General features: G+C 65.3%; 29 protein-coding genes and 1 pseudogene. 16 read left to right on the top strand and 14 right to left on the bottom strand.

Annotated features, from left to right (window positions below; translation table 11 throughout):
- Nucleotides 1-12 precede the first annotated feature (12 nt).
- From P9236_RS17340 to P9236_RS17310, 7 genes are all read left to right on the top strand, one after another.
- Nucleotides 13-621 (top strand): CDP-alcohol phosphatidyltransferase family protein, encoded by a 609-nt coding sequence (locus P9236_RS17340; RefSeq protein ID WP_278075861.1) that lies wholly within the window; start codon nucleotides 13-15, stop codon nucleotides 619-621.
- A 31-nt stretch (nucleotides 622-652) separates the two neighbouring features.
- Nucleotides 653-2,440: a bifunctional alpha/beta hydrolase/class I SAM-dependent methyltransferase gene (locus tag P9236_RS17335; protein WP_278075860.1), complete on the top strand. Its 1,788-nt coding sequence runs from the start codon at nucleotides 653-655 to the stop codon at nucleotides 2,438-2,440.
- Between the two features lie 73 nt (nucleotides 2,441-2,513).
- A complete protein-coding gene (locus P9236_RS17330) occupies nucleotides 2,514-3,848 on the top strand; it encodes a phosphatase PAP2/dual specificity phosphatase family protein (protein WP_278075859.1) in 1,335 nt (444 codons plus the stop codon).
- The gene (locus tag P9236_RS17325) at nucleotides 3,845-4,288 is read left to right on the top strand and encodes a hypothetical protein (protein ID WP_278075858.1); all 444 of its coding nucleotides are present in this window, start codon (nucleotides 3,845-3,847) and stop codon (nucleotides 4,286-4,288) included. Before P9236_RS17330 ends, P9236_RS17325 begins: the two co-directional genes overlap by 4 nt.
- A complete protein-coding gene (locus tag P9236_RS17320) occupies nucleotides 4,285-4,944 on the top strand; it encodes a lysophospholipid acyltransferase family protein (protein ID WP_278075857.1) in 660 nt (219 codons plus the stop codon). The genes P9236_RS17325 and P9236_RS17320 overlap by 4 nt, the downstream gene beginning before the upstream one ends.
- Nucleotides 4,944-5,879: a phosphatidate cytidylyltransferase gene (locus P9236_RS17315; protein ID WP_278075855.1), complete on the top strand. Its 936-nt coding sequence runs from the start codon at nucleotides 4,944-4,946 to the stop codon at nucleotides 5,877-5,879. The genes P9236_RS17320 and P9236_RS17315 overlap by 1 nt, the downstream gene beginning before the upstream one ends.
- Nucleotides 5,880-6,158: 279 nt before the next feature.
- The gene (locus P9236_RS17310) at nucleotides 6,159-6,992 is read left to right on the top strand and encodes an AraC family transcriptional regulator (RefSeq protein WP_278075854.1); all 834 of its coding nucleotides are present in this window, start codon (nucleotides 6,159-6,161) and stop codon (nucleotides 6,990-6,992) included.
- A 162-nt stretch (nucleotides 6,993-7,154) separates the two neighbouring features.
- On the opposite strand, the gene P9236_RS17305 is transcribed toward P9236_RS17310, so the two are convergent.
- The 4 genes from P9236_RS17305 to P9236_RS17290 all read right to left on the bottom strand — a co-directional run bounded on the left by P9236_RS17305 (nucleotide 7,155) and on the right by P9236_RS17290 (nucleotide 11,988).
- Nucleotides 7,155-8,090 (bottom strand): bifunctional helix-turn-helix transcriptional regulator/GNAT family N-acetyltransferase, encoded by a 936-nt coding sequence (locus P9236_RS17305; protein WP_278075853.1) that lies wholly within the window; start codon nucleotides 8,088-8,090, stop codon nucleotides 7,155-7,157.
- Nucleotides 8,091-8,377: 287 nt separating this feature from the next.
- Nucleotides 8,378-9,514 (bottom strand): alanine racemase, encoded by a 1,137-nt coding sequence (locus P9236_RS17300; RefSeq protein WP_278075852.1) that lies wholly within the window; start codon nucleotides 9,512-9,514, stop codon nucleotides 8,378-8,380.
- Nucleotides 9,511-10,791: a D-arabinono-1,4-lactone oxidase gene (locus P9236_RS17295; RefSeq protein ID WP_278075851.1), complete on the bottom strand. Its 1,281-nt coding sequence runs from the start codon at nucleotides 10,789-10,791 to the stop codon at nucleotides 9,511-9,513. The genes P9236_RS17300 and P9236_RS17295 overlap by 4 nt, the downstream gene beginning before the upstream one ends.
- 12 nt (nucleotides 10,792-10,803) lie before the next feature.
- Nucleotides 10,804-11,988: an MFS transporter gene (locus P9236_RS17290; RefSeq protein ID WP_278075850.1), complete on the bottom strand. Its 1,185-nt coding sequence runs from the start codon at nucleotides 11,986-11,988 to the stop codon at nucleotides 10,804-10,806.
- A 119-nt stretch (nucleotides 11,989-12,107) separates the two neighbouring features.
- On the opposite strand from P9236_RS17290, the gene P9236_RS17285 reads away from it, so the two are divergent.
- Nucleotides 12,108-12,728, top strand: coding sequence for a TetR/AcrR family transcriptional regulator (locus P9236_RS17285; protein ID WP_278075849.1), 621 nt, complete (start codon nucleotides 12,108-12,110; stop codon nucleotides 12,726-12,728).
- Nucleotides 12,729-12,815: 87 nt separating this feature from the next.
- On the opposite strand, the gene P9236_RS17280 is transcribed toward P9236_RS17285, so the two are convergent.
- The gene (locus P9236_RS17280; protein WP_278075848.1) at nucleotides 12,816-13,712 is read right to left on the bottom strand and encodes a LysR family transcriptional regulator; all 897 of its coding nucleotides are present in this window, start codon (nucleotides 13,710-13,712) and stop codon (nucleotides 12,816-12,818) included.
- A 104-nt stretch (nucleotides 13,713-13,816) separates the two neighbouring features.
- Here P9236_RS17280 and P9236_RS17275 point away from each other — a divergent pair, with 104 nt between their 5' ends.
- The 3 genes from P9236_RS17275 (at nucleotide 13,817) to groL (ending at nucleotide 16,887) form a co-directional block, all read left to right on the top strand.
- A complete protein-coding gene (locus P9236_RS17275; protein WP_278075847.1) occupies nucleotides 13,817-14,578 on the top strand; it encodes an SDR family oxidoreductase in 762 nt (253 codons plus the stop codon).
- Nucleotides 14,579-14,875: 297 nt separating this feature from the next.
- A complete protein-coding gene (gene groES, locus P9236_RS17270) occupies nucleotides 14,876-15,172 on the top strand; it encodes a co-chaperone GroES (protein ID WP_040975262.1) in 297 nt (98 codons plus the stop codon).
- A gap of 62 nt (nucleotides 15,173-15,234) precedes the next feature.
- The gene (gene groL, locus P9236_RS17265; protein ID WP_278075846.1) at nucleotides 15,235-16,887 is read left to right on the top strand and encodes a chaperonin GroEL; all 1,653 of its coding nucleotides are present in this window, start codon (nucleotides 15,235-15,237) and stop codon (nucleotides 16,885-16,887) included.
- Between the two features lie 144 nt (nucleotides 16,888-17,031).
- On the opposite strand, the gene P9236_RS17260 is transcribed toward groL, so the two are convergent.
- Nucleotides 17,032-17,640: a TetR/AcrR family transcriptional regulator gene (locus tag P9236_RS17260; protein WP_278075845.1), complete on the bottom strand. Its 609-nt coding sequence runs from the start codon at nucleotides 17,638-17,640 to the stop codon at nucleotides 17,032-17,034.
- 108 nt (nucleotides 17,641-17,748) lie between these two features.
- Here P9236_RS17260 and P9236_RS17255 point away from each other — a divergent pair, with 108 nt between their 5' ends.
- From P9236_RS17255 to P9236_RS17245, 3 genes are read left to right on the top strand one after another with little or no spacing between them, the layout of a single operon-like run.
- Nucleotides 17,749-18,759 carry an NAD(P)-dependent alcohol dehydrogenase gene (locus tag P9236_RS17255; protein ID WP_278075844.1) on the top strand — a complete coding sequence of 337 codons (1,011 nt, stop codon included), beginning with the start codon at nucleotides 17,749-17,751 and terminating at the stop codon, nucleotides 18,757-18,759.
- 22 nt (nucleotides 18,760-18,781) lie between these two features.
- Nucleotides 18,782-19,216 (top strand): OsmC family protein, encoded by a 435-nt coding sequence (locus P9236_RS17250; RefSeq protein WP_278075843.1) that lies wholly within the window; start codon nucleotides 18,782-18,784, stop codon nucleotides 19,214-19,216.
- Nucleotides 19,217-19,235: 19 nt separating this feature from the next.
- A complete protein-coding gene (locus tag P9236_RS17245) occupies nucleotides 19,236-19,622 on the top strand; it encodes a nuclear transport factor 2 family protein (protein ID WP_278075842.1) in 387 nt (128 codons plus the stop codon).
- A 75-nt stretch (nucleotides 19,623-19,697) separates the two neighbouring features.
- Here P9236_RS17245 and P9236_RS17240 read toward each other — a convergent pair whose 3' ends face one another.
- Both P9236_RS17240 and P9236_RS17235 read right to left on the bottom strand, forming a co-directional pair.
- A complete protein-coding gene (locus P9236_RS17240; RefSeq protein WP_278075841.1) occupies nucleotides 19,698-20,213 on the bottom strand; it encodes an OsmC family protein in 516 nt (171 codons plus the stop codon).
- A gap of 54 nt (nucleotides 20,214-20,267) precedes the next feature.
- Nucleotides 20,268-20,693 (bottom strand): GFA family protein, encoded by a 426-nt coding sequence (locus P9236_RS17235; protein ID WP_278075840.1) that lies wholly within the window; start codon nucleotides 20,691-20,693, stop codon nucleotides 20,268-20,270.
- A 378-nt stretch (nucleotides 20,694-21,071) separates the two neighbouring features.
- On the opposite strand from P9236_RS17235, the gene P9236_RS17230 reads away from it, so the two are divergent.
- A complete protein-coding gene (locus P9236_RS17230) occupies nucleotides 21,072-22,103 on the top strand; it encodes an AraC family transcriptional regulator (protein WP_278075839.1) in 1,032 nt (343 codons plus the stop codon).
- Here the strand turns inward: P9236_RS17230 and P9236_RS17225 are convergent.
- From P9236_RS17225 to P9236_RS17200, 6 genes and pseudogenes are all read right to left on the bottom strand, one after another.
- Nucleotides 22,100-22,711 carry a LysE family translocator gene (locus P9236_RS17225; protein ID WP_278075838.1) on the bottom strand — a complete coding sequence of 204 codons (612 nt, stop codon included), beginning with the start codon at nucleotides 22,709-22,711 and terminating at the stop codon, nucleotides 22,100-22,102. The genes P9236_RS17230 and P9236_RS17225 overlap by 4 nt on opposite strands.
- Nucleotides 22,712-22,969: 258 nt before the next feature.
- Nucleotides 22,970-23,308, bottom strand: a pseudogene (locus P9236_RS17220) (YkgJ family cysteine cluster protein); the annotation flags it as partial.
- 197 nt (nucleotides 23,309-23,505) lie between these two features.
- Nucleotides 23,506-24,276 carry an SRPBCC domain-containing protein gene (locus P9236_RS17215; protein WP_278075837.1) on the bottom strand — a complete coding sequence of 257 codons (771 nt, stop codon included), beginning with the start codon at nucleotides 24,274-24,276 and terminating at the stop codon, nucleotides 23,506-23,508.
- Nucleotides 24,276-24,611 carry a metalloregulator ArsR/SmtB family transcription factor gene (locus P9236_RS17210; protein WP_278075836.1) on the bottom strand — a complete coding sequence of 112 codons (336 nt, stop codon included), beginning with the start codon at nucleotides 24,609-24,611 and terminating at the stop codon, nucleotides 24,276-24,278. The genes P9236_RS17215 and P9236_RS17210 overlap by 1 nt, the downstream gene beginning before the upstream one ends.
- Before the next feature lie 87 nt (nucleotides 24,612-24,698).
- A complete protein-coding gene (locus tag P9236_RS17205; protein ID WP_278075835.1) occupies nucleotides 24,699-25,454 on the bottom strand; it encodes an SDR family NAD(P)-dependent oxidoreductase in 756 nt (251 codons plus the stop codon).
- Nucleotides 25,455-25,566: 112 nt separating this feature from the next.
- Complete coding sequence (locus P9236_RS17200) at nucleotides 25,567-26,226, bottom strand: glutathione S-transferase family protein (RefSeq protein ID WP_278075834.1); 660 nt, start codon at nucleotides 26,224-26,226, stop codon at nucleotides 25,567-25,569.
- 222 nt (nucleotides 26,227-26,448) lie between these two features.
- On the opposite strand from P9236_RS17200, the gene P9236_RS17195 reads away from it, so the two are divergent.
- Nucleotides 26,449-26,628 (top strand): CsbD family protein, encoded by a 180-nt coding sequence (locus tag P9236_RS17195; RefSeq protein WP_278075833.1) that lies wholly within the window; start codon nucleotides 26,449-26,451, stop codon nucleotides 26,626-26,628.
- Nucleotides 26,629-26,639: the final 11 nt, after the last annotated feature.

Genomic DNA, 26,639 nt, shown 5'->3' with positions numbered 1-26,639 from the left:
GGGATCAACGCAATGCCGACGCTCTATGCGCTGAAGCCGGCTTTCCAGGACAGGCTGCGGCCGCTGGTCGGCAAGTTGGCTGCAATCGGCGTGACGGCCAATGGCATCACCATACTGGCAGCCCTCCTGTCCGTGGCAGCCGGAACGGCGATCGCGGCCTTGCCCGATTGGCGCGCGCCGCTCTTCCTCATCCCTGTCGTGCTTTTCGTTCGCATGGCGCTCAACGCCATCGACGGCATGCTCGCGCGGGAACACGGCCAGGCATCTAGCCTCGGCATGTACCTCAACGAAATCTGCGATGTCGTCTCCGACCTCGCGCTGATCCTGCCCTTTGCCGCCTTTCCGCAATTCGGTGCCTGGGGCGTCGTCGCCTTTGCCATCGCCGCGGCGCTCACCGAATTCGCAGGCGTGCTCGGCGTCGCCGCAGGTGTCGGGCGAAACTATGCCGGGCCGTTCGGAAAAAGCGACAGGGCGCTGGCACTCGGCGTGGTGGCGGTGCTCGCCGCCGCCGGGCTTTGGCCGGCCGCAGTCGCGCCTTTTGTGTTTCCGGCCATGGCTACGCTTTCGCTGCTGACCGCCATAAACCGGATACGCGCCGGTCTTATTGGCAGCGCCGGCTGAGCATCAAGCCATGCCGCCCGGGGGAAACGCCATGCTTCACGAACAGATCGCCACCGCGCCGGCGCAAAGCCTTGCCCGGCAGGCGCAGGAACGCACGTTCCGCAGCCATGACGGCACGGAGATCTTCTACCGTTTCTGGCCGGCGGTGTCCGCCGAGGCCAAGGGCGCGATCGTGCTCTTCCATCGCGGCCACGAGCATGGCGGCCGCATGGCGCATCTGGTCGACGAACTCGGCATGCCCGATTACGCCTTCTATGCCTGGGACGCGCGCGGCAACGGCCGCTCCACCGGCGAGCGCGGCTATGCGCCGTCTTTCGCGGCGCTGGTGCGCGATATCGACTGTTTCATGCGCGAAATCGCCGCCAGGGATGGCTTTGGCACGCAGGACATCGCGCTGATCGCGCAGTCCTTCGGCGCGGTGCTTGCGGCCGCGTGGGTGCACGACTATGCGCCGAAACTTCGCGCCATGGTGCTGGCCTCGCCGGCCTTCTCGGTCAAGCTCTACGTGCCCTTCGCCAAGGAAGGCATCGCGCTCTGGCAGAAGATCAAGGGGCGCTTCTTCGTCAATTCCTACGTCAAGGCGAAGCTGCTCACCCATGACCCGCTGCGCATCGCCTCCTTCGAAAACGATCCGCTGATCACGAGGCCGATCGCGTCGAACATCCTCGTCGAGCTCTACCAGCATGCGGCGCGCATCGTTGCCGATGCGCGCGCCATCACCGTGCCAACGCAGCTTCTCCTGTCGGGCAGCGACTGGGTGGTGCGGCACGCGCCGCAGCACGAGTTCTTCGTCAACCTCGGCAGCCGCATCAAGGAGCGGCATGTTCTGCCGGGCTTCTTCCACGACACGCTGGGCGAGCGCGACCGCGCCGAAGCTCTCGACCTGATCCGGCCGTTCCTCGAAGCGCGGTTCGCGGCGCCGGCAGAAGCCGTCGACCTCAAGCAGGCGGATATCGCCGGCTACACGCGCGACGAGGCCGACCGGCTTGCCTCGCCGCTCGATCTCCTGTCGCCCAAGGGCCTCTACTGGGCGATGAGCCGCGCCTTCATCCGCATCGGCGGCTGGTTCTCGCAAGGCATGAAGATCGGCGTCGGTACCGGCTTCGATTCCGGTTCTGCGCTGGACTATGTCTATGAGAACGAGCCGCGCGGTCTCGGGCCGATCGGCCGCGTGGTCGACCGCGTCTTCCTCGACGCCATCGGCTGGCGCGGCATCCGCCAGCGCAAGGCCAACATCGAGGAGCTGATCGGCTCGGCGCTGGCAACGCTTAAGGCCGCGGGACGGTCCACCAACATCCTGGACATCGCGGCCGGCCACGGCCGCTATGTTCTCGACGCGATCGCCAAAAGCCCGGAGCAACCGACCAGCGTGCGCCTGCGGGACTATTCCGACCTCAATGTCGAGCTCGGACGCAAGCTGATCGCCGAACGCCAATTCCCGGCGAGCGTGTCGTTCCAGCGCGCCGACGCCTTCGACGGCGATGGTCTCGCCGCGCTCGATCCGTCGCCGGACCTCGCCATCGTCTCCGGGCTCTACGAGCTCTTCTCCGACAATGCGCTGATCTCGCGCTCGCTTGGCGGCCTTGCCCGTGCCATGCAACCCGGCAGCCTGCTCCTTTATACCAACCAGCCCTGGCACCCGCAGATCGAGATGATCGCGCGCAGCCTGACCTCGCATCGCGGCGGACAGGCCTGGGTGATGCGGCGTCGAACGCAAGGCGAGATGGACCAGTTGGTCGAAGCGGCCGGTTTCGAAAAGCTCGACCAGCGCATCGACCAATGGGGCATCTTCACCGTCTCGCTCGCAAGGCGTGTTTAAATCAAGAGACAGCATGATGTCGTCCGAAAGCCGCTTCACACTTTTCGGCATTATGCTCTAGGACCACCGACGCATGCCGACCGGTGTCGAGCCCCCGCCGCTTTCAAGCCCAGCCGCCGAGCCCTATGGGCGGATCGTGATCGGGGCCGCGCTTTGGCTCGCCTTGCTCGCGCCGTTCTTCTATTCAACCTACGGCTTCGCCAACTGGCTGGCGTCGACGCGCGACCATGTCGGCAGCATCGTGTTCTCCTGGGAGCACCACGTTCCGTTCGTCGCCTGGACCATCGTGCCCTACTGGTCGATCAACCTGTTCTATGGACTGTCGCTCCTGCTCAACGACAGCAGACGCAGCGTCGACCGCCTGGCCGGTCGCTATCTCACCGCGCAGATCGTGGCCGTCGCCTGCTTCGTCCTGTTTCCGCTCACCGCTACTTTCGTGCGGCCGGCAACGAGCGGCCTGCCGGGCTTCCTGTTTGCCGTGCTCGGCGGCTTCGACAAGCCGTTCAACCAGGCGCCGTCGCTGCACATCGCGCTTTTGGCGATCATCTGGGATCACTGGCGCCTGCGCCTTGCCGGCCCGCTTTCGATACTGTGGCACGGCTGGTGTTTCCTGATCGGCACCTCGGTGCTGACGACCTGGCAGCACCATTTCATCGACATCCCGACCGGCGCGCTGCTCGGCTTCTTCGCGCTGTGGCTCTTTCCGGCCCAAGGTGAGTTGCCCTTCGCCGGTTTCCGCCTGACTGCCGACAGCAAGGCGCGGCGGCTTTCGCTGTGCTACGCGCTGGGTGCCGCCCTCGCGCTCGCGGGCACTGCGATCGGCGCCCCCTATTCCGCCGTCGCGCTCGTCCTTTTGTGGCCGGCTCTGGCGCTGGCCATCGTCGCCTTCGCCTATGCCGGAGCCGGCGCGAAAGTGTTCCAGAAGACGGCGGACGGCCATGTCTCGCTGGCAAGCCGCATCCTGCTTTGGCCTTACCGGTTGGGCGCTGGGGTCAACGTCTGGGCATGGACCCACAAGCTGCCGCCGGTCGCGGCGGTCACCGACGGCGTCTTCCTTGGGCGTTTTCCCGTTGCCGGAGAGGCCAACGGCTTCGCCACGGTGATCGACCTTGCCGCCGAGCTGGAACGGCCGCGCGGCGTGTCAGGCCGCTGGCAAAGCTTCGGCATGCTCGATCTCCTGCCGCCGCCGGCGGATGTGCTCGACCGGGCGGTGGCGGCGATCGAGCCGGCGCGCCGGCAAGGCACGGTGCTGGTCTGTTGCGCGCTCGGCTTCCAGCGCAGCGCCACCGTCGTCGCCCGATGGCTGGTCGCCACCGGCCGCTCGCATACGCCGGCGCAGGCGCGCAAGCAGCTCGCCGCCTCCGGCCGACCGGTGCATCTCCAGGCCGGACTGGATGAGCCGGCATGAGGGACGAAGCCTATCAGCAACGGACAACCGCCTTCGCCGCCATGCTGATCAAGCAGGCGGCGTGGCCGGCCGCCATCGTCATTGCCGGCGACAGCGTAGCGCCTCTGGTCACTTCGGCGCGCGGCGCGTTCCAGGCGCCGATCGCGGTCCTGGCGCTTCTGGTCGCGGCGGCGAGCGCAGTCGTGGTGCTGGGGCTTTCGGCACTTCTCGTCTTCGACGCGTTGCTGTTCCGGCTGATGGCGACGCACGCCGACGAGGTTTCCGGCGGCGCCGCGGTCGACGACATCCTGGCGCGCATGCGGCTGAAGCCCGCCGCCTCCTCGCCGCGACCGCTCGACGACCGCATCGCCGGAACGCGCCGCCTGCTTGCCCGGCAGCGCATCGCCTTCGCAATCTTCGTCGTCGCGTTCCTTACAGCAGGGTTCTGGATGCCCAGATGAGCAGGCTTGCGTTCCGGACCTTCACCCTGCTGCAGACGGTCACCTCCGTCGGCCTGTCGGCGCTGGCCTGGGTCGTGACCGGCGTGCGCCCGATCTGGAGCGGCAGCCAGCCGTCCGACCGGCAGCGCATCTATTTCGCCAACCATACCAGCCATGGCGATTTCATCCTTTTGTCGGCATGCCTCAGCGAGAAGGAGCGCGCCATAACGCACGCGGTGGCCGCCGCCGAATATTGGGGAAAGTCGCGGCTGCGCCGCTTCATCGCCGAGGACATGCTGTCCTCCGTGCTGATCAGCCGGCAATGGATGAGCCCGGAAGAGAACCCGATCTCCGTCTTGCTCTCGGTCCTCGACCAGGGCCATTCGCTGATCATCTTCCCGGAAGGCACGCGCAATATGAGCGACGAGCTGCTGCCCTTCCGCTCCGGGCTTTACAATCTGTCGATGGCGCGGCCGGACGTCGAATTGATCCCGTGCTGGATCGAGAACATGTCGCGCGTGCTGCCCAAGGGCCAGTTCCTGCCGGTGCCGCTGCTTTGCCGCGTCGTCTTCGGCGCGCCGGTGGCGGTGGCGCCGGGCGAGGAACGCCGCGCCTTCCTCGAGCGCGCCCGCGCAGCACTTCTGGCGCTCAATCCGCGCCCCGACCGAGACGATTGATGCGCCACGAAATCAGCATTCTCATTATCGGACTCTTCGTGGTGCTGACCACCGCCAGCGCCACCGCCGCCGTGTTGTCGGCGCGCGCGCCGAAGCCGCTGAGCGCGACGCTCGTCAACCTCACGCAGCGCATCAACGCCTGGTGGGTGATGGTGGCGCTGATGACGGTCGCCTTCTTCTTCGGCCGCTACGGCATGACCATCCTGTTCGCACTGATCTCGTTCGCGGCGCTGCGCGAATTCGTGACGTTGACGCATAGCCGCCGCAGCGACCATTGGGTGCTGCTCGGCATGTTCGGCATCGTCATTCCGTTCCAGTACTGGCTGGTATGGACGGCCTGGTACGGCCTGTTCGTCATCTTCATCCCGGTCTACTGCTTCCTGCTGATGCCGGCGATCACGGCGCTGCATGGCGATACCGAGCGCTTCCTGGAGCGCGTGTCGGCGCAGCAGTGGGCGATCATGATCTCGGTCTACTGCGTCAGCCATGTCCCTGCCCTGCTGACGCTCAACGTGTCGGGCTTCGAGGGCCGCAATCTCTTGCTCATCGCCTTCCTGATCATCGTCGTGCAGGGCAGCGACGTGCTGCAGTACATTTTCGGCAAGCTGTTCGGAAAACACCGCTTCTCACCCAACGTCTCGCCGTCGAAGACCTGGGAGGGCCTGATTGGCGGGCTGGTCGCGTCGAGCCTGCTCGGCGCGCTGCTCTCCTTCATCACACCGTTCTCGCCACTGCAGGCTTCGGCCGTCGCGTTCGTCGCCTGCACCATGGGCTTCCTCGGCGGGCTCGTCGCCTCGGCCATCAAGCGCGACCAGGGAGTCAAGGACTGGGGCCACCTGATCGAGGGCCATGGCGGCATGCTCGACCGGACCGACAGCCTGGTCTTCGCCGCGCCGATCTTCTTCCACATCGTGCGCTATTTCTGGACGATGTGATCGCGGCTAGAGCATTTCGCCGTTTCACGGAAACGGCGAACCGCTCTATCTCTTTGTTTTGACGCAATTCCGGACGGAAAACCGTTTCACACTTTTCCTGGAATTGCTCTAAAGCCGCCTGCGCATCAGCAGCGTGACGACGAAGAAAGCGCCGAGCGAGCTGGTGATGATGCCGCCACCTCCGTTTGTCAAATCGTTTCGACTTCGCTCCGTGCGCAATTCCGATCAAACTGGCAGTCGGCGCGGTGGCTAGTGTCGCCCCGCCAAATGCGAGGAGCCATGCACCCGACCGAGAAAGCGCTGTGGTTTGTCGAAAGCCATCTGCCGGATTCGATTTCGCTCGACGATATCGCGGCAAGCAGCGGCATGTCGCGCTTCCACGTGACGCGGGCCTTCGGCGCGGCCACCGGACGGTCGGTCATGGGCTATTTGCGGGCGCGACGGCTCAGCGAAGCGGCGCGCAAGCTTGCGGGCGGCGCGCCCGACATCCTGTCGGTCGCGCTCGATGCCGGCTATGGCTCGCACGAGGCGTTCACGCGGGCTTTCCGCGAGCAGTTCGGCACCACGCCGGAACTGGTGCGCGCGCAAGGCTCGACCAAAAATCTCGACCTCGTGGAGCCGATCCTGATGGACCAGTCCTTCCTCAGCAATCTTGAACCGCCGCGCTTCGAAACCAGCCGGCCCTTCCTCATCGCCGGCCTCGGCGAGCGCTACAGCTGCGAGAGCAGCGCCGGCATCCCGATGCTGTGGCAGCGCTTCGGCCCCTATATCGGCAACATTGCCGGCGAGATCGGCGACGTCGCCTATGGCGTCTGCGTCAATGGCGACGATGCCGGCAATTTCGACTACGTCGCCGGCGTCGAGGTGAGTGATTTCTCCGACCTTCCCAAGGAGTTTTTCCGCGTGCGGGTGCCGGCGCAGAAATACGCGGTGTTCCCGCATCGCGAGCACATCTCTACCATCCGGCGCACCGTCAACACGATCTGGAACAAATGGCTGCCGGCCTCGGGACACGAGATCGCCGACGCACCGGAATTCGAGCGCTACGGGCCGGAATTCGATGCGCATAGCGGCAATGGCGGGCTGGAAATCTGGGTGCCCGTGAAGGGCTGACGCCCTCTCCTTCTCCCCTTGCGGGAGAAGGTGGATTGGCGCGCAGCGCCAAGACGGATGAGGGGTGTTCCAGCGGAGTGAGACGCTGGCGTTCCCTGGAACACCCCTCATCCGACCGAGCTTCGCTCGGCCACCTTCTCCCACAAGGGGAGAAGGAAGAGGCTACAGCTCCAGATTCCAGGTCTGCCCGACCAGATCCTTGCCGAAGGAATGGTGGCGCTCTTCCTCGACCAGCTTGAAGCCCGCTGCCTGGTAGATGCGGCGGGCCGAACCGAGGATGTCATTGGTCCACAGCGTCAGCGTCTTGTAGCCCTTGGCGCGCGAAAAGGTGATGCACTCGTCGACCAGCCGCCGGCCGATACCGAGACCGCGCGCAGAAGGCTCGACATAGAGCAGCCTGAGCTTCGCCACCTTGGGCGATTTGCGGACGACGAAGACAGAGCCGACCACTTCGCCTTCGCGTTCGGCGACCCAGCTGCGCTCCCATTGCGGGACGAAGTTCTTGACGAACTCGCCGAGGATTTCGGCAACCAGCGCCTCATAGGTTTCATCCCAGCCATATTCCTGCGCGTAGAGCAGGCCCTGGCGATGCGTGATCCAGCCGATGTCGCCGACCTGCAGCGGCCGCAGGATATAGGGCACCTTGGGTTCGGGGTTGTCGCCGAGCAGGTCCTGCACCGTGCGCATGGCCTTGACCAGCCGCTCCCGGTCGGCGGGCGCCAGACGATCGAGCAGCGCGCGCACCTGATTGTGCGAATCCTGGTTGAGCGGCGCGAAGGCTTCCCTGCCCGCGGGCGTCAGCGCAATCGGCGAGCGGCGCGCATCGGCCTCCGAAGCGGCGCGCTCGACCAGGCCGCGCTCCTCGAACTTCTTCAACAGGCGGCTGACATAGCCGGGGTCGAGACCGAGGTCGCGCACCAGGTCGCTGGCGACGAGCCCGTCGCGATGGTTCAGCTCGTAGAGCACCCGCGCCTCGGTCAGCGAAAAGCTGCTTTTCAGCCAGACCTCGTCGAGCACGCCGATCTGGCGGGTGTAGAAGCGGTTGAAGGCGCGCACCGCATCGATGCGCTCCTTGCCGGGATGGTCCTGGATGGTCATGGGAGTTCCTCCTGTCGCGGACAGGATCGGTCATTTAGTTGACTGAGTCAATAAAATGGTTGCGGCGAACGTTTGTAAGCTGGCGGGACAGCGCCCCCCTCTGTCCTGCCGGACATCTCCCCCACTTGGGGGGAGATCGGACGTCACGCCGGCCTTCGCCAATCTTCAACGTTACAGGAAGGGCGAAGCGCCGAAGCTGCTGATCTCCCCCCTTGTGGGGGAGATGTCCGGCAGGACAGAAGGGGGCGCGAAGGAATGCGACCGAACGCGTTTTTGGGCGGACGAATTCACCCCATCGGCAGCGCCGGCCAGAACTCGACGATGCGCCCGGCGGAAAACACCGCAAGCGAGCCGAAATGCTGCAGCACGGCCTCGCTCTGCGTCGGCCTCAGAAAAGCATAGTCCCCCGGCTTCACATCCATTCCGGCCGGCAGCCCCATGAACTGCTGGTTGGACGACAGACCGATCAGGCCGTTCGGCTTCATGCCTTCGGGAAACAGCGGTTCGGCCATCCACCTGCCGCCATAGAGATAGCAGCCCTTGCGCGGGAAGAGGCCGAGCGCCTGCAACGTTTTGGACAGCGCCGCCGGGCCGGGCAGCACCGGGTCGAGCGCCTTCAGGATCGGCGTCGCGATCAGGACCGCAGGCTGGAAGCCGTCGAGGCCTGGCGTGTCGAAGTCGCTGGGCAGCACGAAGGCCGAGCCGATCGAGACTTCATTGGCGACGCCGCCGCCATGCAGCAGCGCCGTCTTCGAACCGCCGATGTTCAAGATGCGGCGCCGGTCCGGATCGAGGCCAGCCACGAAATCGGCGGCCTTGGCCGATGCCTTCTTCAGTGCTCTTTCGGCGCCGCCGAACAGGCCGGGAATTTCCGGCGCATGCGCCTCATAGGCCATGACGCCTTCGCATCGCAGGCCTTTCGGAATCGAGAGCGCCTTGATCTCGGCCGGGCTTGAGAACCCGCCGCGATGCAGGCCGACGTCGACCTCGAAGGCGAAACGCAGTTCGGTGTCGAGCGCAGCGGCCAGCGCGCCGTATTCGGCCAGCCGCTCCGGCGTGTCGATCAGCCAACACACGCGCGACCGCCAGTCGGCGCCGCCCCTAGTGAGCGCGGCGCCGGCCGCACCGGCCGGCATCGGCTTGCCGAAGAGCAGTTCGCCCTCGGGAAAGGCGTCGAGCACGGCCTGCGTCACCGGCGGGTGGAAGGTCATGAAGCGGTTGGTTTCAAGCGCGCTCGCAATATAGGAAAGCAGCGGCAGGCAGGGCAGCGACTTGTCGACGAGGCGCACGGCAAGGCCCGGCGCCAGCCTTTCCTTCACCAGCGCGATGTTGGCGTCCAGCCGGTCACGGTCGAGCACCAGACAGGGCCGAAAGATATCGGCCGCCTTCAGCGCCTTCGACAGCTCGGCGAAATAGGCGCTCATAACTCGATGCCGAACAGGCCGGCCATGTAAGGCGACACGAGACGGTTCTCGGGGTCGATGTCGCGTCGCACCGCCATCGCATCGACCCAGCGCGGATAGAGCTTTTTGAAGTCCGCCGCCTTCAGGTTGTGCATCTTTCCCCAATGCGGCCTGCCGCCATATCTCAGGAAGATCGGCTCGGCGGCGCGCATGAATGGCAGCGGGTCGTTCGCCGCATCGTGGTGGATGGCGATCGAGCAGGTCAGCCTCTTGTGGAAGGGCGAGAGCCAGAATTCGTCCGGCGCGACCGAGCGCACCTCCATCGGGAAATAGACTTCCGGAAAGTGCTTTTCCGTCAGCGCGATGATCTCGGCCAGCGCCTTCGGACCGTCCTCGTAAGGCAGGTGGTACTCCATCTCGTTGAACCGGGTGCGGCGGTCGCTGACATAGACGTTGAGCCAGTCCTGCACATAGTCCTCGGACGGCACCTTTCTCACCGCGCCCCTGATCAAGGCGCGGCGCAGCGACGGCAGCCAGCGCAAAACGGTGCGCAGCTTGCGCAACGTCGCCAGCCCCTCCTCGTCGTCCTCGGTGGGCCGCGGCGTGGGCGCGGCGTCGCTTAGATCGCTAGCTATGAATTGCGCGTAGCCGGAAAACGGGATGTAGTAGAACTCGGCCGAACGGTGCGCGGCCATCATCGTCTCGAAGCTTTTGAGCATGTCGCCGATCGGCAGCACCCATTTGCGGCGGCGCAGCCGGTAGGTCGCGATGTTGTTCATTGTCACTTCGGTGAGCACGCCGAAAGCGCCGAGCGCGACGCCTGTGGCATGGATCATATCCGGATCCCCTGCCCGGCTGTATTCGCGCAGTTTTCCTTGTCCGTCGACGAACTGCACCGTCTCGAGCTGCGTGTGATAGGCGCCCAGCGTCGGACCGGAGCCGTGCGTCGCCGTGCCGAGAGCGCCGCCGATCGCCTGGCGGTCGATGTCGCCCATATTGGGAAGGCCCTGGCCGATGTCTTGCAGGATCTGCATCAGCGCGCCGAGGCGCGTGCCCGCCCTCACCCGCGCCCGGTTGGCGCCGGCGTCGTGCGAGACCAGCCCCTCGATCTTCTCCAGCGAGACGATGGTGCCGTTCGACTGCACCAGCGGCGTGAAGGAATGGCCGGCGCCGGCAACCCGCAGCGGACCGGGCGCCGAGCGCACCAGCTCGGCCAGCTCGCCCGCATCGGCGGGGGTAGCGATGAGCTGGGGGGCGGCTGTTACGAAACCCGACCAGTTGCTCCAGGAATTCGCCATCGTCACCTCCGCTCAGGCTGGAACGCGCCGCCGCCCGGCCAGCACGAAAACGCCGAGCAGCGCCACGCTGGCCAGCGCGCTTGCCGCGGCGAATTCCGGCACCGGCCAAAAATTCTCGCCGTCGATCAGCAGCGACGCGGCGATCGGGCCGATGGCGAGGCCGAAGAGCTGCGCGGCCGGCACCAGGAGCACCGCCGTTCGCGTCTCGTCGGCGGTGATCGCCATGCGGATCTGATAGGGCACGATGAAGAGCAGGATGAAGCCCATCACCAGCACGACAGCCCAGAAGACCGAAAGCTCGGGGCCGGACGCGAGGACCGCCGAGCTGATCGCAGCCACAGCGCCGATGCCGGCGATGGCGAAGCGGTAGTCGATACGCGCTTCGAACACGGTCGCGGTCATGGCGCCCACCACCTGCGCGGCGAGGCTTGCCGAGACCATCAGGCCGACGGTGCGGCCGTCGATACCGAACTCGGCGCCGAGCGGCTCGAGGAAGGCCCAGACGGCGCCGAAGAACATGAAGTAGCAGAAGATCGACAGCAGCGCGGCGATGGCCGGCACGGTGAGCACGTTGGAAAGATGCTCTTCCTTCGGCAGATCGGCATAGTCGTCCGGCACGATCCATGCGGCGATAAGCGACAGCAGGCAGACGATGCCGAGTGCGATGAAGCCGCCGGCAGAGCCAGCCGCAGGCACCGCATAAAGCGCGAGCAGCAGCGCCAGCGCGCATTGAGCCAAGGTCTGCAGCGTGACGAAATAGCCGCCGATACGCTCGGCTCGGCGCGAGCGGGCGATCAGCTCGGTGGCGACGGCGACCAGGCCGCCCTCGGCAAGGCCTGCGAGCATGCGCGCGCCGATCAGCGCATTGGGACTTCCAGCATAAGCCGTCCAGAAATTGGCGAGCGCCAGCAGGATGAGGAGCAGAGCGCTCTTCCAGCGCATGTTGCGAGCCGGCAAGAGCATCGCCACGATCGCCGATCCGATGGCGATCGCGATCATCTCGGCGGTGGCGACCAGTGCCAGTTCGTCGCCGGTGACATGGCCTTCCGCGTAGAGCGCGCCGAGCAGCACTGGCTGGAGTCCCAGGATGAGCAGGCCGACCGAACCGATCCACAATGCCGAGGCGAGTTGCAGGCCGGTCGGATTGCCGACCAGCCAGTCGCCGTTTTCGGCTTGCGCGACATCGGTGACGGTCACGAAGCGCCTCCCTTGCAGCCCGAATGAAAAGCTGACAAGTTGTCAGCATTTCACGAAACTGATACTTGATCAGTTTCCTGTCAACCGAGAATTCACAGCTCTCGCGAGAGATTTGGTGGATGAGAGAAGCAAAGGCGACGGAACCCAGGCGCAGGCCGAAGCAGGAGCGCAGCCGCGAGCGCATCGATGCGATCCTCGCCACGACCATGCGGCTGATCGGCGAGAAAGGCATCGACGCGGTGACGATGAAGGAAGTCGGCGCGCTGGCCGGCGGGCCGATCGCCACGGTCTATCATTACTTCCCGAGCAAGTCGGCGATCCTGGCCATGCTCTACGAGCGCTTCTCGGAAGAGAGCCGCGCGCGGCTCTCCGAGATCATCGCTGATGTGCGGCACCGCGACGACGTGATGCCGGCTGCGGACCGGCTGCTCGACGACTATCACGGCCGCGTCGCCGGAGATCCTGCGATCCAGGACCTGCAGAACGCGATCCAGGCCGACAAGGCGCTCAAGAATCTCGACATCGCCGAAACGAGGCGACAGGCGGAGATGTTCTGCGATCATGTCAGCCCGCTGATCGAGCCGGAGCGGCGCGAGGCTTTCGCACGCATAGTCTTCCTCATCTTCCAGCTCGCCGGCGGCGTCGTGCGGCTGGCGCTGACCCAGGACGAAGACGAGGGGCGGCGCACGATCGAGGACTACCGCTCGATCATCCATGCGCAGCTGCGGTTGTTTTTGTAGAACAGTTCGCAGCCCGCAAACGCCGGCGCTCACCCCCCTCTGGCCTGCCAGAGAGGGGTGTAGTCCCTCCAGCGTCAATAAGATCGCTCACGAATCCAGCTTCGGTCCGAGAATCTCCACCAGCCAGTCGACAAACACCCTCACCCTTGGCGACAGTTGCCGGCTGCGCGGATAAAGCACCGAGATCGGCGTCGGCGTCGGCGGAAAATCCGAAAGCACCTCGACCAGCCGCCCGGCCGCGATATCGTCCGCATATCGAAGTTTTGGCGCCTGGAACAGGCCGAAGCCCAGCCGGACCAGCGCAGCACTGGTATCCGAATTCGACACCGTGACCCGCGACGGCAGCACGATCTCGCGGACCTTGCCGTCGACGGTGAATTCCAGCGGCATCACCTGCCGGGTGCGGGAGGAGATGAAGCCGATCATCATGTGACCGGCCAGATCGTCCGGCGTGCGCGGCACGCCGTGGCGTTCGAGGTAGGCGGGGCTCGCGACGGTGATCTCGCGCGCGATGCCGAGACGGCGCACGATCATGTCGCTGTCGGGAAGTGTGCCGGCCCGGATGACGCAATCGACGCCTTCGCGCACGAGATCGACAAAGCGGTCGCCTTCGCCGATATGCACCGTCAGGCCCGGATGTCTGGCGAGCAGCGCCGGCAGTTCCGGCAGCAGGAAGGTGCGCGCCATGTGGCCGTTGACATCCACACTCAGCCTTCCGCGCACCTCATGCGCTCCGAAGCCGCCTTCGGCATCCTCGATATCGGCGAGGATGCCGATGCAGCGCTGGTAATAAGCCTCGCCGTCGAGCGTGGTCGTGACGTGGCGCGTGGTGCGGCGAAGCAATTGCACGCCGAGCCGCTCTTCGAGCTGCTTGATCGCGGCGGTGGCGCTGGAGCGCGGCAGGCCAAGGTCGGCGGCAGCCGCGGTGAAGCTTCGCCTTTCCACGACGCGGGTGAAGAGTCGCATGCTGTCGAACCTGTCCATCGATGATTGTTCGCATAATCTGAATAGAGTTGGCAATCCTGGCCAGATTATATCGCTCACTCAGCCGAATATATGGATCTCCATCACAAAGAGGAGATTTCACCATGGCCATTCGCCCCATCGCTCTCATCACCGGCGGCAGCCGCGGCCTCGGCCGCAACACCGCGCTGAACCTCGCCCGCAAGGGCGTCGACGTCGTCCTCACCTATCGCTCGCGCGCCGACGAGGCGAAGACCGCCATCGCCGAGATCGAGGCGGCCGGCGGCCGCGCCGCGGCGCTCGAGCTCGACACCGGCGCCGTTGCCAGCTTCCCCGCTTTCGCCGCGGCGCTGAAGAAGACGCTCAGGGAAATCTGGCAGCGCGACCGCTTCGACTATCTCGTCAACAATGCCGGCACCGGCCTGCGCAAGCCGATCGCCGAGACGACGGAGCAGGAATTCGACACGCTGATGAACATCCACCTCAAGGGCGTGTTCTTCCTCACCCAGGCGCTGCTGCCGCTGATCAACGATGGCGGCCGCATCATCAACATCTCGAGCGGGCTGGCGCGCTTCTCTGTCCCGGGTTCGGCCGCCTATGCGATGATGAAGGGCGGCGTCGAGGTGTTCACGCGCTACCTCGCCAAGGAACTGGCCGCCCGGGGCATCACCGCCAACACCGTGGCGCCCGGCGCGATCGAGACCGATTTCAACGGCGGCCATGTGCGCGACGACGCCGAGATCAACCGCATGGTGGCGAGCGTCACCGCGCTCGGCCGCGCCGGTGTCGCCGACGACATCGGCCCGATGATCGCCTCGCTGCTGTCGGAGGACAATCGCTGGGTCAACGCCCAGCGCATCGAGGTGTCCGGCGGCATGAACATCTAACGCGGACTTATCCGCTCCGGTCCGCCCGTCATTCGCATCGCGCCGTGCTTCGCCGCTGTTTGCCGGCTAAACACGGCGCTTCTATTTTGACGGCACCTGCGATCCGACTTTTTCGGCATAGTGTCATGGCGAGAAAAATTTCGCGCCGTTGCCCCTTGCAACGCGCCTTGACACTCGCAAGCCGCCAGCCTATTTCAGCGCCACGTTAGCACTCGCCCCAGGTGAGTGCTAACTTATATCCGGCGACCTCGCCGGATGGAGGAACAGTTCTCACCGTTCTCATTCGAGGAAGACAACATGGCAAAGTCCAAGTTCCGCCCGCTTCATGACCGCGTGGTCGTTCGCCGGGTCGAATCCGAATCCAAGACCGCCGGCGGGATCATCATCCCGGATACGGCGAAGGAGAAGCCGCAGGAAGGCGAGATCATCGCCGTCGGCTCCGGCGCTCGCGACGAAAGCGGCAAGCTCGTGCCGCTGGACGTCAAGGCCGGCGACCGTGTCCTGTTCGGCAAGTGGTCGGGCACTGAAGTCAAGCTCAATGGCGAGGACCTTCTGATCATGAAGGAATCCGACATCATGGGCATCATCGGCTGATCATCGGCCTCTCCATCAACTGAATTTTCGGGCTCTGTCCGAGCCCCTGTCAGGAGCTAACTATGGCTGCAAAAGACGTAAAATTCTCCCGCGACGCCCGTGAGCGCATGCTGCGCGGTGTCAACATCCTCGCCGACGCGGTGAAGGTGACCCTCGGTCCGAAGGGCCGCAACGTCGTCATCGACAAGTCGTTCGGCGCGCCGCGCATCACCAAGGACGGCGTCACCGTCGCCAAGGAGATCGAACTCGAAGACAAGTTCGAGAACATGGGCGCGCAGATGGTGCGCGAGGTCGCCTCGAAGACCAACGACATCGCCGGCGACGGCACGACCACCGCGACCGTTCTCGCCCAGGCCATCGTCCAGGAAGGCAACAAGGCCGTTGCCGCCGGCATGAACCCGATGGACCTGAAGCGCGGCATCGACCTCGCCGTCGGTGAAGTCGTCACCGCTCTCGGCAAGGCGTCGAAGAAGATCAAGACTTCCGAGGAAGTCGCCCAGGTCGGCACGATCTCGGCCAATGGCGACGAGTCGGTCGGCAAGATGATCGCGGAAGCGATGCAGAAGGTCGGCAACGAAGGCGTCATCACCGTCGAGGAAGCCAAGACCGCCGACACCGAGCTGGAAGTCGTCGAAGGCATGCAGTTCGACCGCGGCTACCTCTCGCCCTACTTCGTCACCAACGCCGACAAGATGGTCGCCGATCTGGAAGACGCCTACATCCTGCTGCACGAGAAGAAGCTCTCCAACCTGCAGGCCATGCTGCCGGTCCTGGAAGCCGTCGTTCAGACCTCGAAGCCGCTGCTCATTATCTCGGAAGACGTCGAAGGCGAGGCTCTGGCCACGCTCGTCGTCAACAAGCTGCGCGGCGGCCTGAAGATTGCCGCCGTCAAGGCTCCGGGCTTCGGTGACCGCCGCAAGGCCATGCTGGAAGACATCGCCATCCTCACCGGTGGCCAGGTCATCTCGGAAGACCTCGGCATCAAGCTCGAGAACGTCGGCCTCAACATGCTCGGCCGCGCCAAGAAGGTGTCGATCTCCAAGGAGAACACCACCATCGTCGACGGCGCCGGCAAGAAGGCCGAGATCCAGGGCCGCGTCGCCCAGATCAAGCAGCAGATCGAGGAGACCACCTCGGACTACGACAAGGAGAAGCTGCAGGAGCGCCTGGCCAAGCTCGCGGGCGGCGTCGCGGTGATCCGCGTCGGCGGCGCGACCGAGGTCGAGGTCAAGGAAAAGAAGGACCGCGTTGACGACGCTCTGAACGCGACCCGCGCGGCCGTGGAAGAGGGCATCGTCGCCGGCGGCGGCGTCGCCCTGCTGCGCGCTTCGGGCAACCTCAAGGCCACCGGCGCCAATGCCGACCAGGAGGCCGGCATCAACATCGTTCGTCGCGCGCTGCAGGCTCCGGCCCGCCAGATCGCGGCCAACGCCGGTGCCGAAGCCTCGATCGTCGCTGGCAAGATCCTCGAGAACAAGGGCGGCACCTTCGGCTTCAACGCCCAGACCGGCGAGTATGGCGACATGATCGCCATGGGCATCGTCGACCCTGTCAAGGTCGTGCGCACCGCTCTCCAGGACGCGGCCTCGGTCGCCGGCCTGTTGGTCACCACCGAGGCCATGATCGCCGAGGCTCCGAAGAAGGAAGCCGCCGGCGGCATGCCGGGCGGCATGCCTGGCGGCGGCATGGGTGGCATGGGCGGCATGGATTTCTGAGGAAATCCATAAGCACGCCCATCAACTAACAATGCTCAAGCCCGCAAGCGGGCTTGAGTGGCGGCATGGATTTCTAATCCAGGCTATCTGGCTAATGCATACGGAAAGGGCGCCGAGCGGCGCCCTTTTTGCTAGGGCCGCTGCTTACGCGGCGCCCTCCGCCTGCTGCGCAGCCTTACCGGCCAGCACTGCGGCTTCAACCAGCGCAGCGACCTCGTCGGCAACCGTCGAGACCGGCGTGCGGTCGCGGGTGGCGCGGGCGATCACCATCAGGCCCTCGAGCGAGGATTCGACCAACAGCGCCAGCGCCTGCGCGCGCCGCTCCGGCACCCCTGCCCTGACGAATGCCTGGCGCAGCAGGCCGATCCACTGCTCGAAGGCGGAGCGGCAGATCTCGGCCAGGTCCGGAACATCGTTCGGCGCGTCGAGCACGACGGGCGCGACCGGACAGCCGAGCGAGAACTCGTTGTCCTCCAGCATGCGCGCGACCGACTGATAGATGTGATGGACGGCAACGGCTGGATCGCTTTCCTCTGACAGCGCCGCGCCCAGCCGCTCGGTCACATCGGCGACGCTGGCGCGCGTCACCTCGATGACCAGTTGGTCCTTGCCGCCCGGGAAGTGGAAATAGAGCGAGCCGCGCGGCGCGCCGCTGGCGCTCAGAATGTCGTTGAGGGAGGTGCCGTGATAGCCGCGCTGCCTGATGAGCAGCGCCGTCGCCTCGATCATGCGGGTGCGTGTGTCCGTCGCCACATCAACCTCAATGTCAACCTCTGTCAGGAGTGCGCATTATAGGGCTTGCCGAGAATATGACAATCGGTCTACATAATATGTAAATCGGTCTACATACTGGAGGCGAAAATGCGAACCTATCGACTGGAGGGGCAAGGCGGCATCGACAAACTGTCGATGCGCGAGGAGCCGGCGCCTGAGCCTGGGCCGCATCAGATCGTCGTGCGGGTACGCGCCACCTCGCTCAACCGCCGCGACACGATGATCCTCAACGGCACGTATCCGCTGACGCCGCAGCCCGGCATCGTTCCGCTGAGCGACGGCGCCGGCGAGGTGACGGCGATCGGCGACGGCGTCACACGCTTTGCGGTCGGCGACCGCGTCACCGGCAGCTATTTCGCGCGCTGGGTCGACGGCCGCATGCATCCGGGCGTCGTCGACCAGCTCGGCTGCACGCTGGACGGCATGCTCTCGGAATATGCCCTGCTCGACGAGCAATGGGCCGTGCGGTTGCCCGACCATCTCTCATGGCAGGAGGGTGCCACCTTCACCTGCGCCGGGTTGACCGCCTGGAGCGCGCTGACCGCCGCCGAGATTCCGAAGCCCGGACAATGGGTTCTGGTCATCGGCTCAGGCGGCGTCGCAGTGTTCGCGGTGCAGTTCGCCAAACTCATGGGCTGCCGCGTCGCCGCCGTCACCTCGCGCGACGAGAAGGCCGACAGGCTGCGGGCGCTTGGCGCCGACCTCGTCATCGCCGCGGCCGAAACACCGGAATGGGGCATGAAGCTGCGCGAGGCGACCGGCGGCATCGACCTCGTCGTCGAGACCGGCGGTCCGGCCACCTTCGCGCAATCGCTGATCGCAAGCTCCCTTTACGGACGCATCGTGCTGCTCACCGTGCAGGACCAGAAAGGTAGGTCGGTCGAGATTCCAGGCCCCGTCTACCAGCGCAGCCTCGCCACCATAAGCCGCATCTTCGTCGGCAGCCGCAGCGCTCTCGAGACGATGCTCGCCGCCGTCGCCACGCATCGGCTGAAGCCCGTCATCGACGGGATCTTCCCCTTCGCCGAGGCGCGCGAGGGCTACCGCCATTTCCAGCGGGGCGACGTCTTCGGCAAGGTCGTCGTCGACGGCGCCTGACCGATCAGAGAGGAGAACAGCAATGACGATCCGCGACGCTTCGGCCGAATGGCAAGGCACGCTCAAAGAGGGATCCGGCCGGTTGCGGCTGGGCAGCGGCGTGTTCGAAGGTGCCTATTCCTTCCCATCCCGCTTCGAGAACGGTCCGGGCACCAATCCGGAGGAACTGATCGCGGCCGCCCATGCCGGCTGCTTCTCGATGGCGCTGAGCGCCATTCTTGGCCGCGAAGGTCACATCCCGGCGAGCATCCACACGATTGCCAAGGTGCATCTGGGCGCCACCACGGCCGGGCCGACCATCACCCGCATCGAACTGGAGACGGAAGCGCGCGTCGCCGGGCTGGCCGCGGATGATTTCGAGCGGCTCGCGCAAGCCGCCAAGGCGACCTGCCTGGTCTCGAGGGCGCTGGCCGGCGTCGCTGCGATCACGCTCAAGGCGAGCCTCATAGACAGCTGAAATGGAAGGAGAATATCCAATGACCCAGGAATTGGTCCTCGACGTCGCCACGGCCAAACGCTCTGCCGAAACGGCCGAGATCATGCGGCGCTACAACGACGTCTTCCAGCGTCACGACCCGTCCGCGCTCGTCGAACTGGTGGCGGATGACTGCGTGATCGAGAACACGACCCCGGCGCCGGATGGCGCCCGCCGGACCGGCAAGGCCGCCTGCGTCGAGCTGTGGTCGGCGATCGCCACCGCGCCCGGCACGCGCTTCGATCTCGAAGAAACTTTCGTCGCCGGCGACCGGGCGACGATCCGCTGGCGCTTCTGGAGGGCCGACGGCAACTCGCTGCGCGGCGTCAACCTGATGCGCGTCGCGGACGGACGGATCGTTGAAGCCATGGGCTATGTGAAGGGATAGGGCCTGGCGCGGAAGGCCGCGCTCGGGCCCCGCCCGAAATCCCCCCGCCAAGGTCAGGATTCCGGGCAACTCGCTTTACCGCGCGATCCTGTTGAGCTTCACGAAGGTCTTGGGGCTGCGCTGGATCGTCTGGAAGATCACGCAGTAGCGGTCGGTGAGCTCCATCAGCTGGGTCAGCCGGTTTTGCGGAGCGTCCGTCTCGATGTCGAAGCGCAGGCGGATCTCCTTGAAGCCGACCGGCACGCCTTCGGTGACGCCCAGCGTGCCGCGAAGATCGACGTCGCCCTCGGCGGAGATTTCGGCCGACTGGATCGGAATCTCCAGCACGGCGGCGGCAGCCCGCATCGAGACGCCGGCGCAGGCGATCAGCGCCTCCAGCAGCATGTCGCCCGAGCAAAGCTCCTGCCCACTGCCGCCGGCCTTCGGATGGATGCCTGCCAGAGCGAGGCCGCGGCCGGTCTCGACCTTGCATGTCACCTTGGAGTCGTCGGCGCTGCCCTTGGCCTTCAGCGTGAGAAGCGCCGCCCGGGCATCCTTGCGATAAAGATCCTTGATCGGCTCCTGCGTGGCGCGAAATGTCGCGATGTCCATGCATATTCTCCTGTCGTTGAGTGTGGTTCGTGGAGGTCGTGCGTCATCGCCGGGCTATTCCGGCAGGCTCACGCCGGAGCCGCCGAGCTCGACCGGAAAATCCTTGAGCTTCGGCAAGCCGTCCTTCATCGGCAGGACCGTCTCGGCGTAATTGACATGGACGCCCGGCGTGAATGCCACCGTCGGTATGGTGGCCGCATAGACGTCGACCAGGCCGAGCGGCGGGTGATCCGTCATCAGATGACCGCCGCATTTGGTGCAGAATTGGCGCTCGCTCATCTTCGACTTCCCGAAGCCGGACAGGAACTCGGCACCCTTGGTGACCTTGACGTTCTGCGGCTTCCACAACGTGAAGGCGTTCACGGGAGACGCCGACCACGAACGACAGGAACTGCAGTGGCAATAGCCCATCGCCTCGGCGGTTCCGTGCACTTCGATCTCCACGGCGCCGCAAAAACACCCGCCCTTGTGTACCGTCATGACTTACATCCTTCCTTGAGTTCGATTGCGCTCGAGCGTCCGGTTTGGGGACGAAGCTCGGCACCGGCAGGGTTTAAAGCTTCCGGCCACGAACGGAATGACGCGGCGTCCGCCTCGCTTGACAGCGCGTCCGGAACTCGAAAGGGATGTCGCGCGGCTAGAGCGTTTCACCGTTTCACGGAAACGGCGAACCGCTCTATCTTCTTGTTTTGACGCAATTCCGGACGGAAAACCGCTCACACTTTTCCTGGAATTGCTCTAGAGCGTTTCACCGTTTCACGGAAACGGCGAACCGCTCTATCTTCTTGTTTTGACGCAATTCCGGACGGAAGACCGCTCACACTTTTTCTGGAATTGCTCTAGCGGGACTTGGGTGGAATGGCCGGGGACGCTCTGTCTGACCTGTTGAAAACGGTGCGCCTTACCGGTGCGACGTTCTTCGACATCGAGGCTCAGGACCCATGGGCGGTCTGCTCGCCCGCCCCTGCTGCGATATTGCCGAGGATCCTGCCCGGCGCGGACCACCTGATCTCCTACCATGTGCTCACCGAGGGCCGCTGCTTTGCCCGCATCATCGGCAAGGAGGCGATTCCCGTGGAGGCCGGCGAGGTCGTGGTCTTCACCAACAGCGACCCGCATATCATGTCGAGCACGCCCGACGTTCGGGCCGATCCGCCGACCGCGGATGTGCTGGAGATCGCGGCCGCCAGCCAGACGCCGTTCCCCATCAACTTCGTCAAGGACGGATCGTTGTCGGCTCGCCTGGTGTGCGGCTATCTCGCTTGCGACGCCCTGCCCTTCAATCCGCTGCTCGAGGCGCTGCCGCCGGTCATCAAGGCCGGGGACGTGAAGGGCGATGGCGGCTGGCTCGGCCAGTTCATCAAGCTCGCCGTATCGGAGGTCGCGGAAAAGCGGGCGGGCAGCGAGACCGTGCTGACCAAGCTCAGCGAGCTGATGTTCGTCGACGTCCTGCGCCGCTACGTGGAATCGCTGCCGCCGCAGCAAACCGGCTGGCTGGCGGGCCTGCGCGATCCGCATCTGAGCAAGGCGTTGGCGCTGATCCACGACCGACCGGCGCATAACTGGACGGTGGAGGCGCTGGCGCGGGAAGCCGCGCTGTCGCGCACAGTGCTCGCCGAACGATTCACCAGGCTCGTCGGCATGCCGCCGATGCACTATCTTGCCAAATGGCGTATGCAGATCGCCTCTGAGCTGCTCAGCGCCGGCAACATCAACGTCGCGAGCATCGCCGCGGATATCGGCTACGAATCCGAGGCGGCGTTCAGCCGAGCCTTCAAGAAGATGATCGGCGTGCCGCCCTCGGCCTGGCGCCTTGGCGTTCGGCCCGCGCCTGGTTTCGGAAGCCTCGTCGCTTCCGAAACCGATGGCGAGCCGGCCGCTGCGAATTAGCGATCCGCCAGCGCCAGCTTGGCGCCGAGCATCACGAAGGCGCCGGCGAAGGTGCGGCGCATCCAGGTCAGCACCATCGGCCGCGACACGACGTGGCTGCGCACCGAGGCGGCGAACACGCCGTAGATCGCGAAGACGACGAAGGTCATCAGCATGAAGACGCCGGAGAGCTCCAGCATCTTGCCGAGCGCGTGCGGCTCCCCGATGCTGACGAATTGCGGCAGGAAGGCAAAGAAGAAGATCGACAGTTTCGGGTTGAGGATGTTGATCAAGATGCCGGAGGTGACGATCCTGGCGGCGGAGCGCGGGGCGACGTTCTCGTCGACGCTCAAGCCGCCTTTCTCCTTCAGCGTGTTCCAGGCCATGTAGAGCAGATAGGCGACGCCGAGATATTTCAGCGTCTCGAAGGCGACGGCGCTGGTGTGCAGCACCGCGGCAAGGCCGGTGACGGCGGCCGCCATATGCGGGATGATGCCCAGAGTGCAGGCGAAGGCGGCGACGATCGAGGCGCGCGCGCCGCGCGAAAGGCCGGCGCTCAGCGTGTAGAGAACGCCGGTGCCGGGCGAAGCGACGATAATCAGCGACGTCAACAGGAATTCGATGCTCACGGTTTCCTCCACGGCCCTGCCCGCGCGGCAAGGTACCGGGAGGTGTGAAGCTGGGCAAGCGGGCGCGAGAGCGTAATCTCCCCCCAAGTGGGGGAGATGGCCGGCAGGCCAGAGGGGGCGCGAAGGATCGCTACCTCTGCCCTCTTGGCCGAGAATCTACTCCGGTGTGCGACGGAAGCTCAGTTGAGACGCCGGCGGGACAGCGCCCTCCTCTGCCCTGCCGGGCATCTCCCCCACGAGGGGGGAGATTGGCAGTTCGAGCGCCAGCCCATACGCCGCCCTTGCCATCAGGCAGTCGTCGCCGCCGGGCATGCAGGCGCGGCAGACATGCGGGCGGACTTCGTAGATCGCGCAGGCCGTTCCCTTGCCCACCTCGCCGCCAAGCGCGGCACAGCGGCCGCCCTCGCAACGCATGCCGGACTGATCGGCGGCGACCAGCTCTTGCGGGATGCGATCCAGCTCGGCATCCTCCTCGGTGGAGAAGCGCGGCCAGTCGGCCGAATAGGCGCAGCAGGCGCCGCAGCTCTGGCAGTCGAAGGCGGCGGATGCGTCCGTCAGGCTCAGGAAGGAATGGTCGTGCGGCAAGGCGATCCTCATGTGGGCAGTGCCTTTAGCACAGAGCCCGGAAACGCGCCCACGCCGACCGAACAAGATTTTTTTATTTTGCCGGGAACCCTTTCGCCGGCTGCGAGTTTTGGCCCTGTCGCTAGCAGTTCACGAGCAATCGAGAAAGGCTGACGACAAAGACGCCTCCCGCGCCGTGAAAAGCGCGAGAGGCGTTTTTGCTTTCGGCCTCACATGATCGTGCTCATCATCGGCAGGATCTCATAGCGGAAGCCGCGGCCCGAACGCACCGTCGGGTCGCCGTCGGTCACCGCTCTGGCCTCGGCCTCGCTGCCGACGCGCAGGATCAGCAGGCCCCAGGGATCGGCGATAGGTCCGGCCAGCATCATAGTGCCGGCGCGAAGCTGGCCGCGCAGATAGTCGGCATGCGCGTTCATCAGCGCCCTTTCTTCCTCCGTCATGGTGAAGGCGAAATCCGGCCTTGGCGGGATCATCCGGCAGTGAAAGACCGACGGCGGTTTGGCACAGGTCTCCTTGGACAGAAAATCGCCGAGCCAGCCCAGCACGCGTTCCCAGCCGGAGCCGTGGTCGCGGCAGGATTCCTTGCGCGAACCGAAGCCGTCGTGGCGCAGCGTCAGCCGGGTGCCGTTTTCCACCGGCTCCAGCGTGTAGGTGACGGTCGTGACGTTGTCGCCATCCCACGGCGCTATCCAGGTCATCATTAGGCGGTGCGGCGGCTCGACCTCGATATGTTCGCCGCCGACATTGAAATCGCGGCCATCTGCGCCCCTGCCTTCCGAGCGCCAGGCGCCGCCAGGCCGGACATCGGCCGTATGTTTCGTCGTCCGGTACATGTCGTCGGCGCCCCACCAGAGCGGGATCTGGTCCTCGGCGGTGATGGCGCAAAAGACGCGCTCGGGCGGCGCGGCGATCGTCACGGTGGCAAGGATGGTGCCGGCGGAGATATCGGCGATCGCGCGCGGACTGTCGCTGCTGGCCATCAGTCTTCCTCCCGATTGGCGCTCTCCAGATAGGATTTCAGATTGCCGAGGCTGTGCTGCCAGAAATCGCGGTAAGGCAGGATCCAGTCGGCGACATCCTTCAGTTCGGCCGGCTCCAGCCGGTAGACGCGCTCGCGCCCCTGCCGTTGCTCGGAGACGACGTTGAGCTCGCGCAGGATCCTCAGATGCTTGGAAATGGCCGGCCGGCTTTGCGAGAAGGCGGAAGCCAGTTCGTTGACCGGCGCCGGCCCCTGACGCAACCGGTCCAGGATGGCGCGCCGTGTCGGGTCGGCGATGGCGCGGAAGACGGAACGGTCCTGCTCAGCTTGCGGCATGATACGTATCCATTTGGTTACGTATTATGCCGAAACGCGGCACCGGTCAATTCTTCTTGCCCAGTGCCATCCGCGCTTGAAAGCAATTCAGCGCTCCTGATCGGTCGGGCGGATCAGGATCTCGTTGATGTTGACGTGCGGCGGCTGGCTCACGGCATAAAGGATGGCGTTGGCGATATCCTCGGCGGTCAGCGCTTCCATCGTGGCGAGGCGGTGCTCGAGTCCGGCCTTGAATTCCTCGTTGGTGATGTGGTCGGCGAGCTCGGTGCGCACAAGGCCGGGCTCGATGACGGTGACGCGCACCTTGTCGGCATAGACCTCGCGGCGCAGCGACTCCGAAAAGGCGACCACGCCGAACTTGGTCGCCGCATAGCCGCTGGCGCCGGGATTGGCGACGCGACCGGCGACCGAGGAGACGTTCACGATGTGCCCCTTGGCGGCCTTGAGATGCGGCAGCGCCGCCTTGGTGGTGGCCATCAGGCCGATCAGGTTGAGCTCGATCATGCGGCGCCAGTCGTCGAGATCGGCCTCGGCCGCGGGCGCCAGCAGCATGACGCCGGCGTTGTTGACGAGGATGTCGAGCCGGTCCCATTCGGAAACGACCTTGTCGACCATGGCGGTAACGTCGCCGCCCTTGGCGATGTCGGCTGCGATGGCGAGCGCGGTGCCGCCGGCTTTGTCGATGCGGCTAGCCAGCGTCGCCAGGCGATCGATGCGGCGGGCGGCAACGGCCACCTTCGCGCCGGCGGCGGCAAGTGCGGCGGCGGTCGCTTCGCCGATGCCGGATGAGGCACCGGTGACGAGCGCGACCTTGCCGGCGAGTGAGGAGTTAGAGGATGTCATGTGAAATCTCCGGAATCCGCCCGACCCTTCACATAGGCCGTGCCGGAGTTTCTTGAAGTCCCGCCATCAGAGCAGTTGACGCAATTGCGGCGAAACCGCCGCGCGCTGAGAGCTAATCCTGCTCGTGAGGCCCTGGTTCGGGCCAGGGCTCCCTGGCGGCCTCCGCATACCAATGCCGCATCGCCGGCGTCGCCAAAATCGCATCGACATAGGCGCGGGTGACGGGCGCGAGCTCCCCGCCATAGGTGTCGAAGCGGGTGACGATGGGCGCATACATGGCATCGGCCGCGGTGAAATGGCCGAACAGGAACGGGCCGCCCCGGCCATATTGCTCGCGGCATTGCCGCCAGATCGCCTCGATCCTCGCCCGCTGCGCCTCGCCCTCGGCATCGAGCGGCTTATGGGCCTTCGGCCGGCGCAGATTCATCGGCCAGCCATAGCGAACCTCGCGGAAGCCGGAATGCATCTCGGTCGCCACCGAGCGCGCCAAGGCACGGGCGCCGAGATCGTCCGGCCACAGCTTTTTCTCCGGAAAGAGCTCGGCCAGATATTCAAGGATGGCAAGGGTTTCCCAGACGATCCTGCCATTGTGATTCAACATCGGAACGAGGCCAGTCGGCGAGACCTTGGCGAGATTGGCCGCGGTCTCCGGCGTGCGCAGCCGCACGAAGCTCTCCTCGAAGGGTATTTCCAGGTGTCGCATCGCCACCCAGGGCCTGAGCGACCAGGACGAAAAGCACTTGTTGCCGATGTATAGGGTGAACTCAGCCACGGTGTCTCCTGATGCCGATTGCGGCGTCAAGCTAAAGCAATTCCAGAAAAAGTGTGAAACGGTTTTCCGCCCGCAATTGCGTAAACAAGAGATAGCATAGGCTTCCCGCCGAAAGTCCCGCCGCGAGCCGGCAGGTCGGCGGAACCCGAACGTTGTCGGTTCGTTGTCGTGTCGGATGCGGCCTTCGCATCCATCTCCATTCCAGGCCCAGGAGATGCGGATATGGTGAACAGGGATCAGGTCGTCGGAGTTGCCAAGCAAGTGAAGGGCTCGGTCAAGCAGGCGGCCGGCAAGGCCACGGGCAACCGGCGCATGCAGGTGGAAGGCGTGTCGGAAAAGATTGCCGGCAAGGTGCGCAAGGCCTATGGCGACGTGAAGGACAAGGTCCGCAAGGCGCTCTGATCCCGCAAAAG

The organism is Mesorhizobium sp. WSM4884 (assembly GCF_029625675.1).
Classification (GTDB): Bacteria; Pseudomonadota; Alphaproteobacteria; order Rhizobiales; family Rhizobiaceae; genus Mesorhizobium.
Note: the sequence above shows the minus strand (reverse complement) of the source record. Positions and strands in the feature narration are given on the sequence as shown.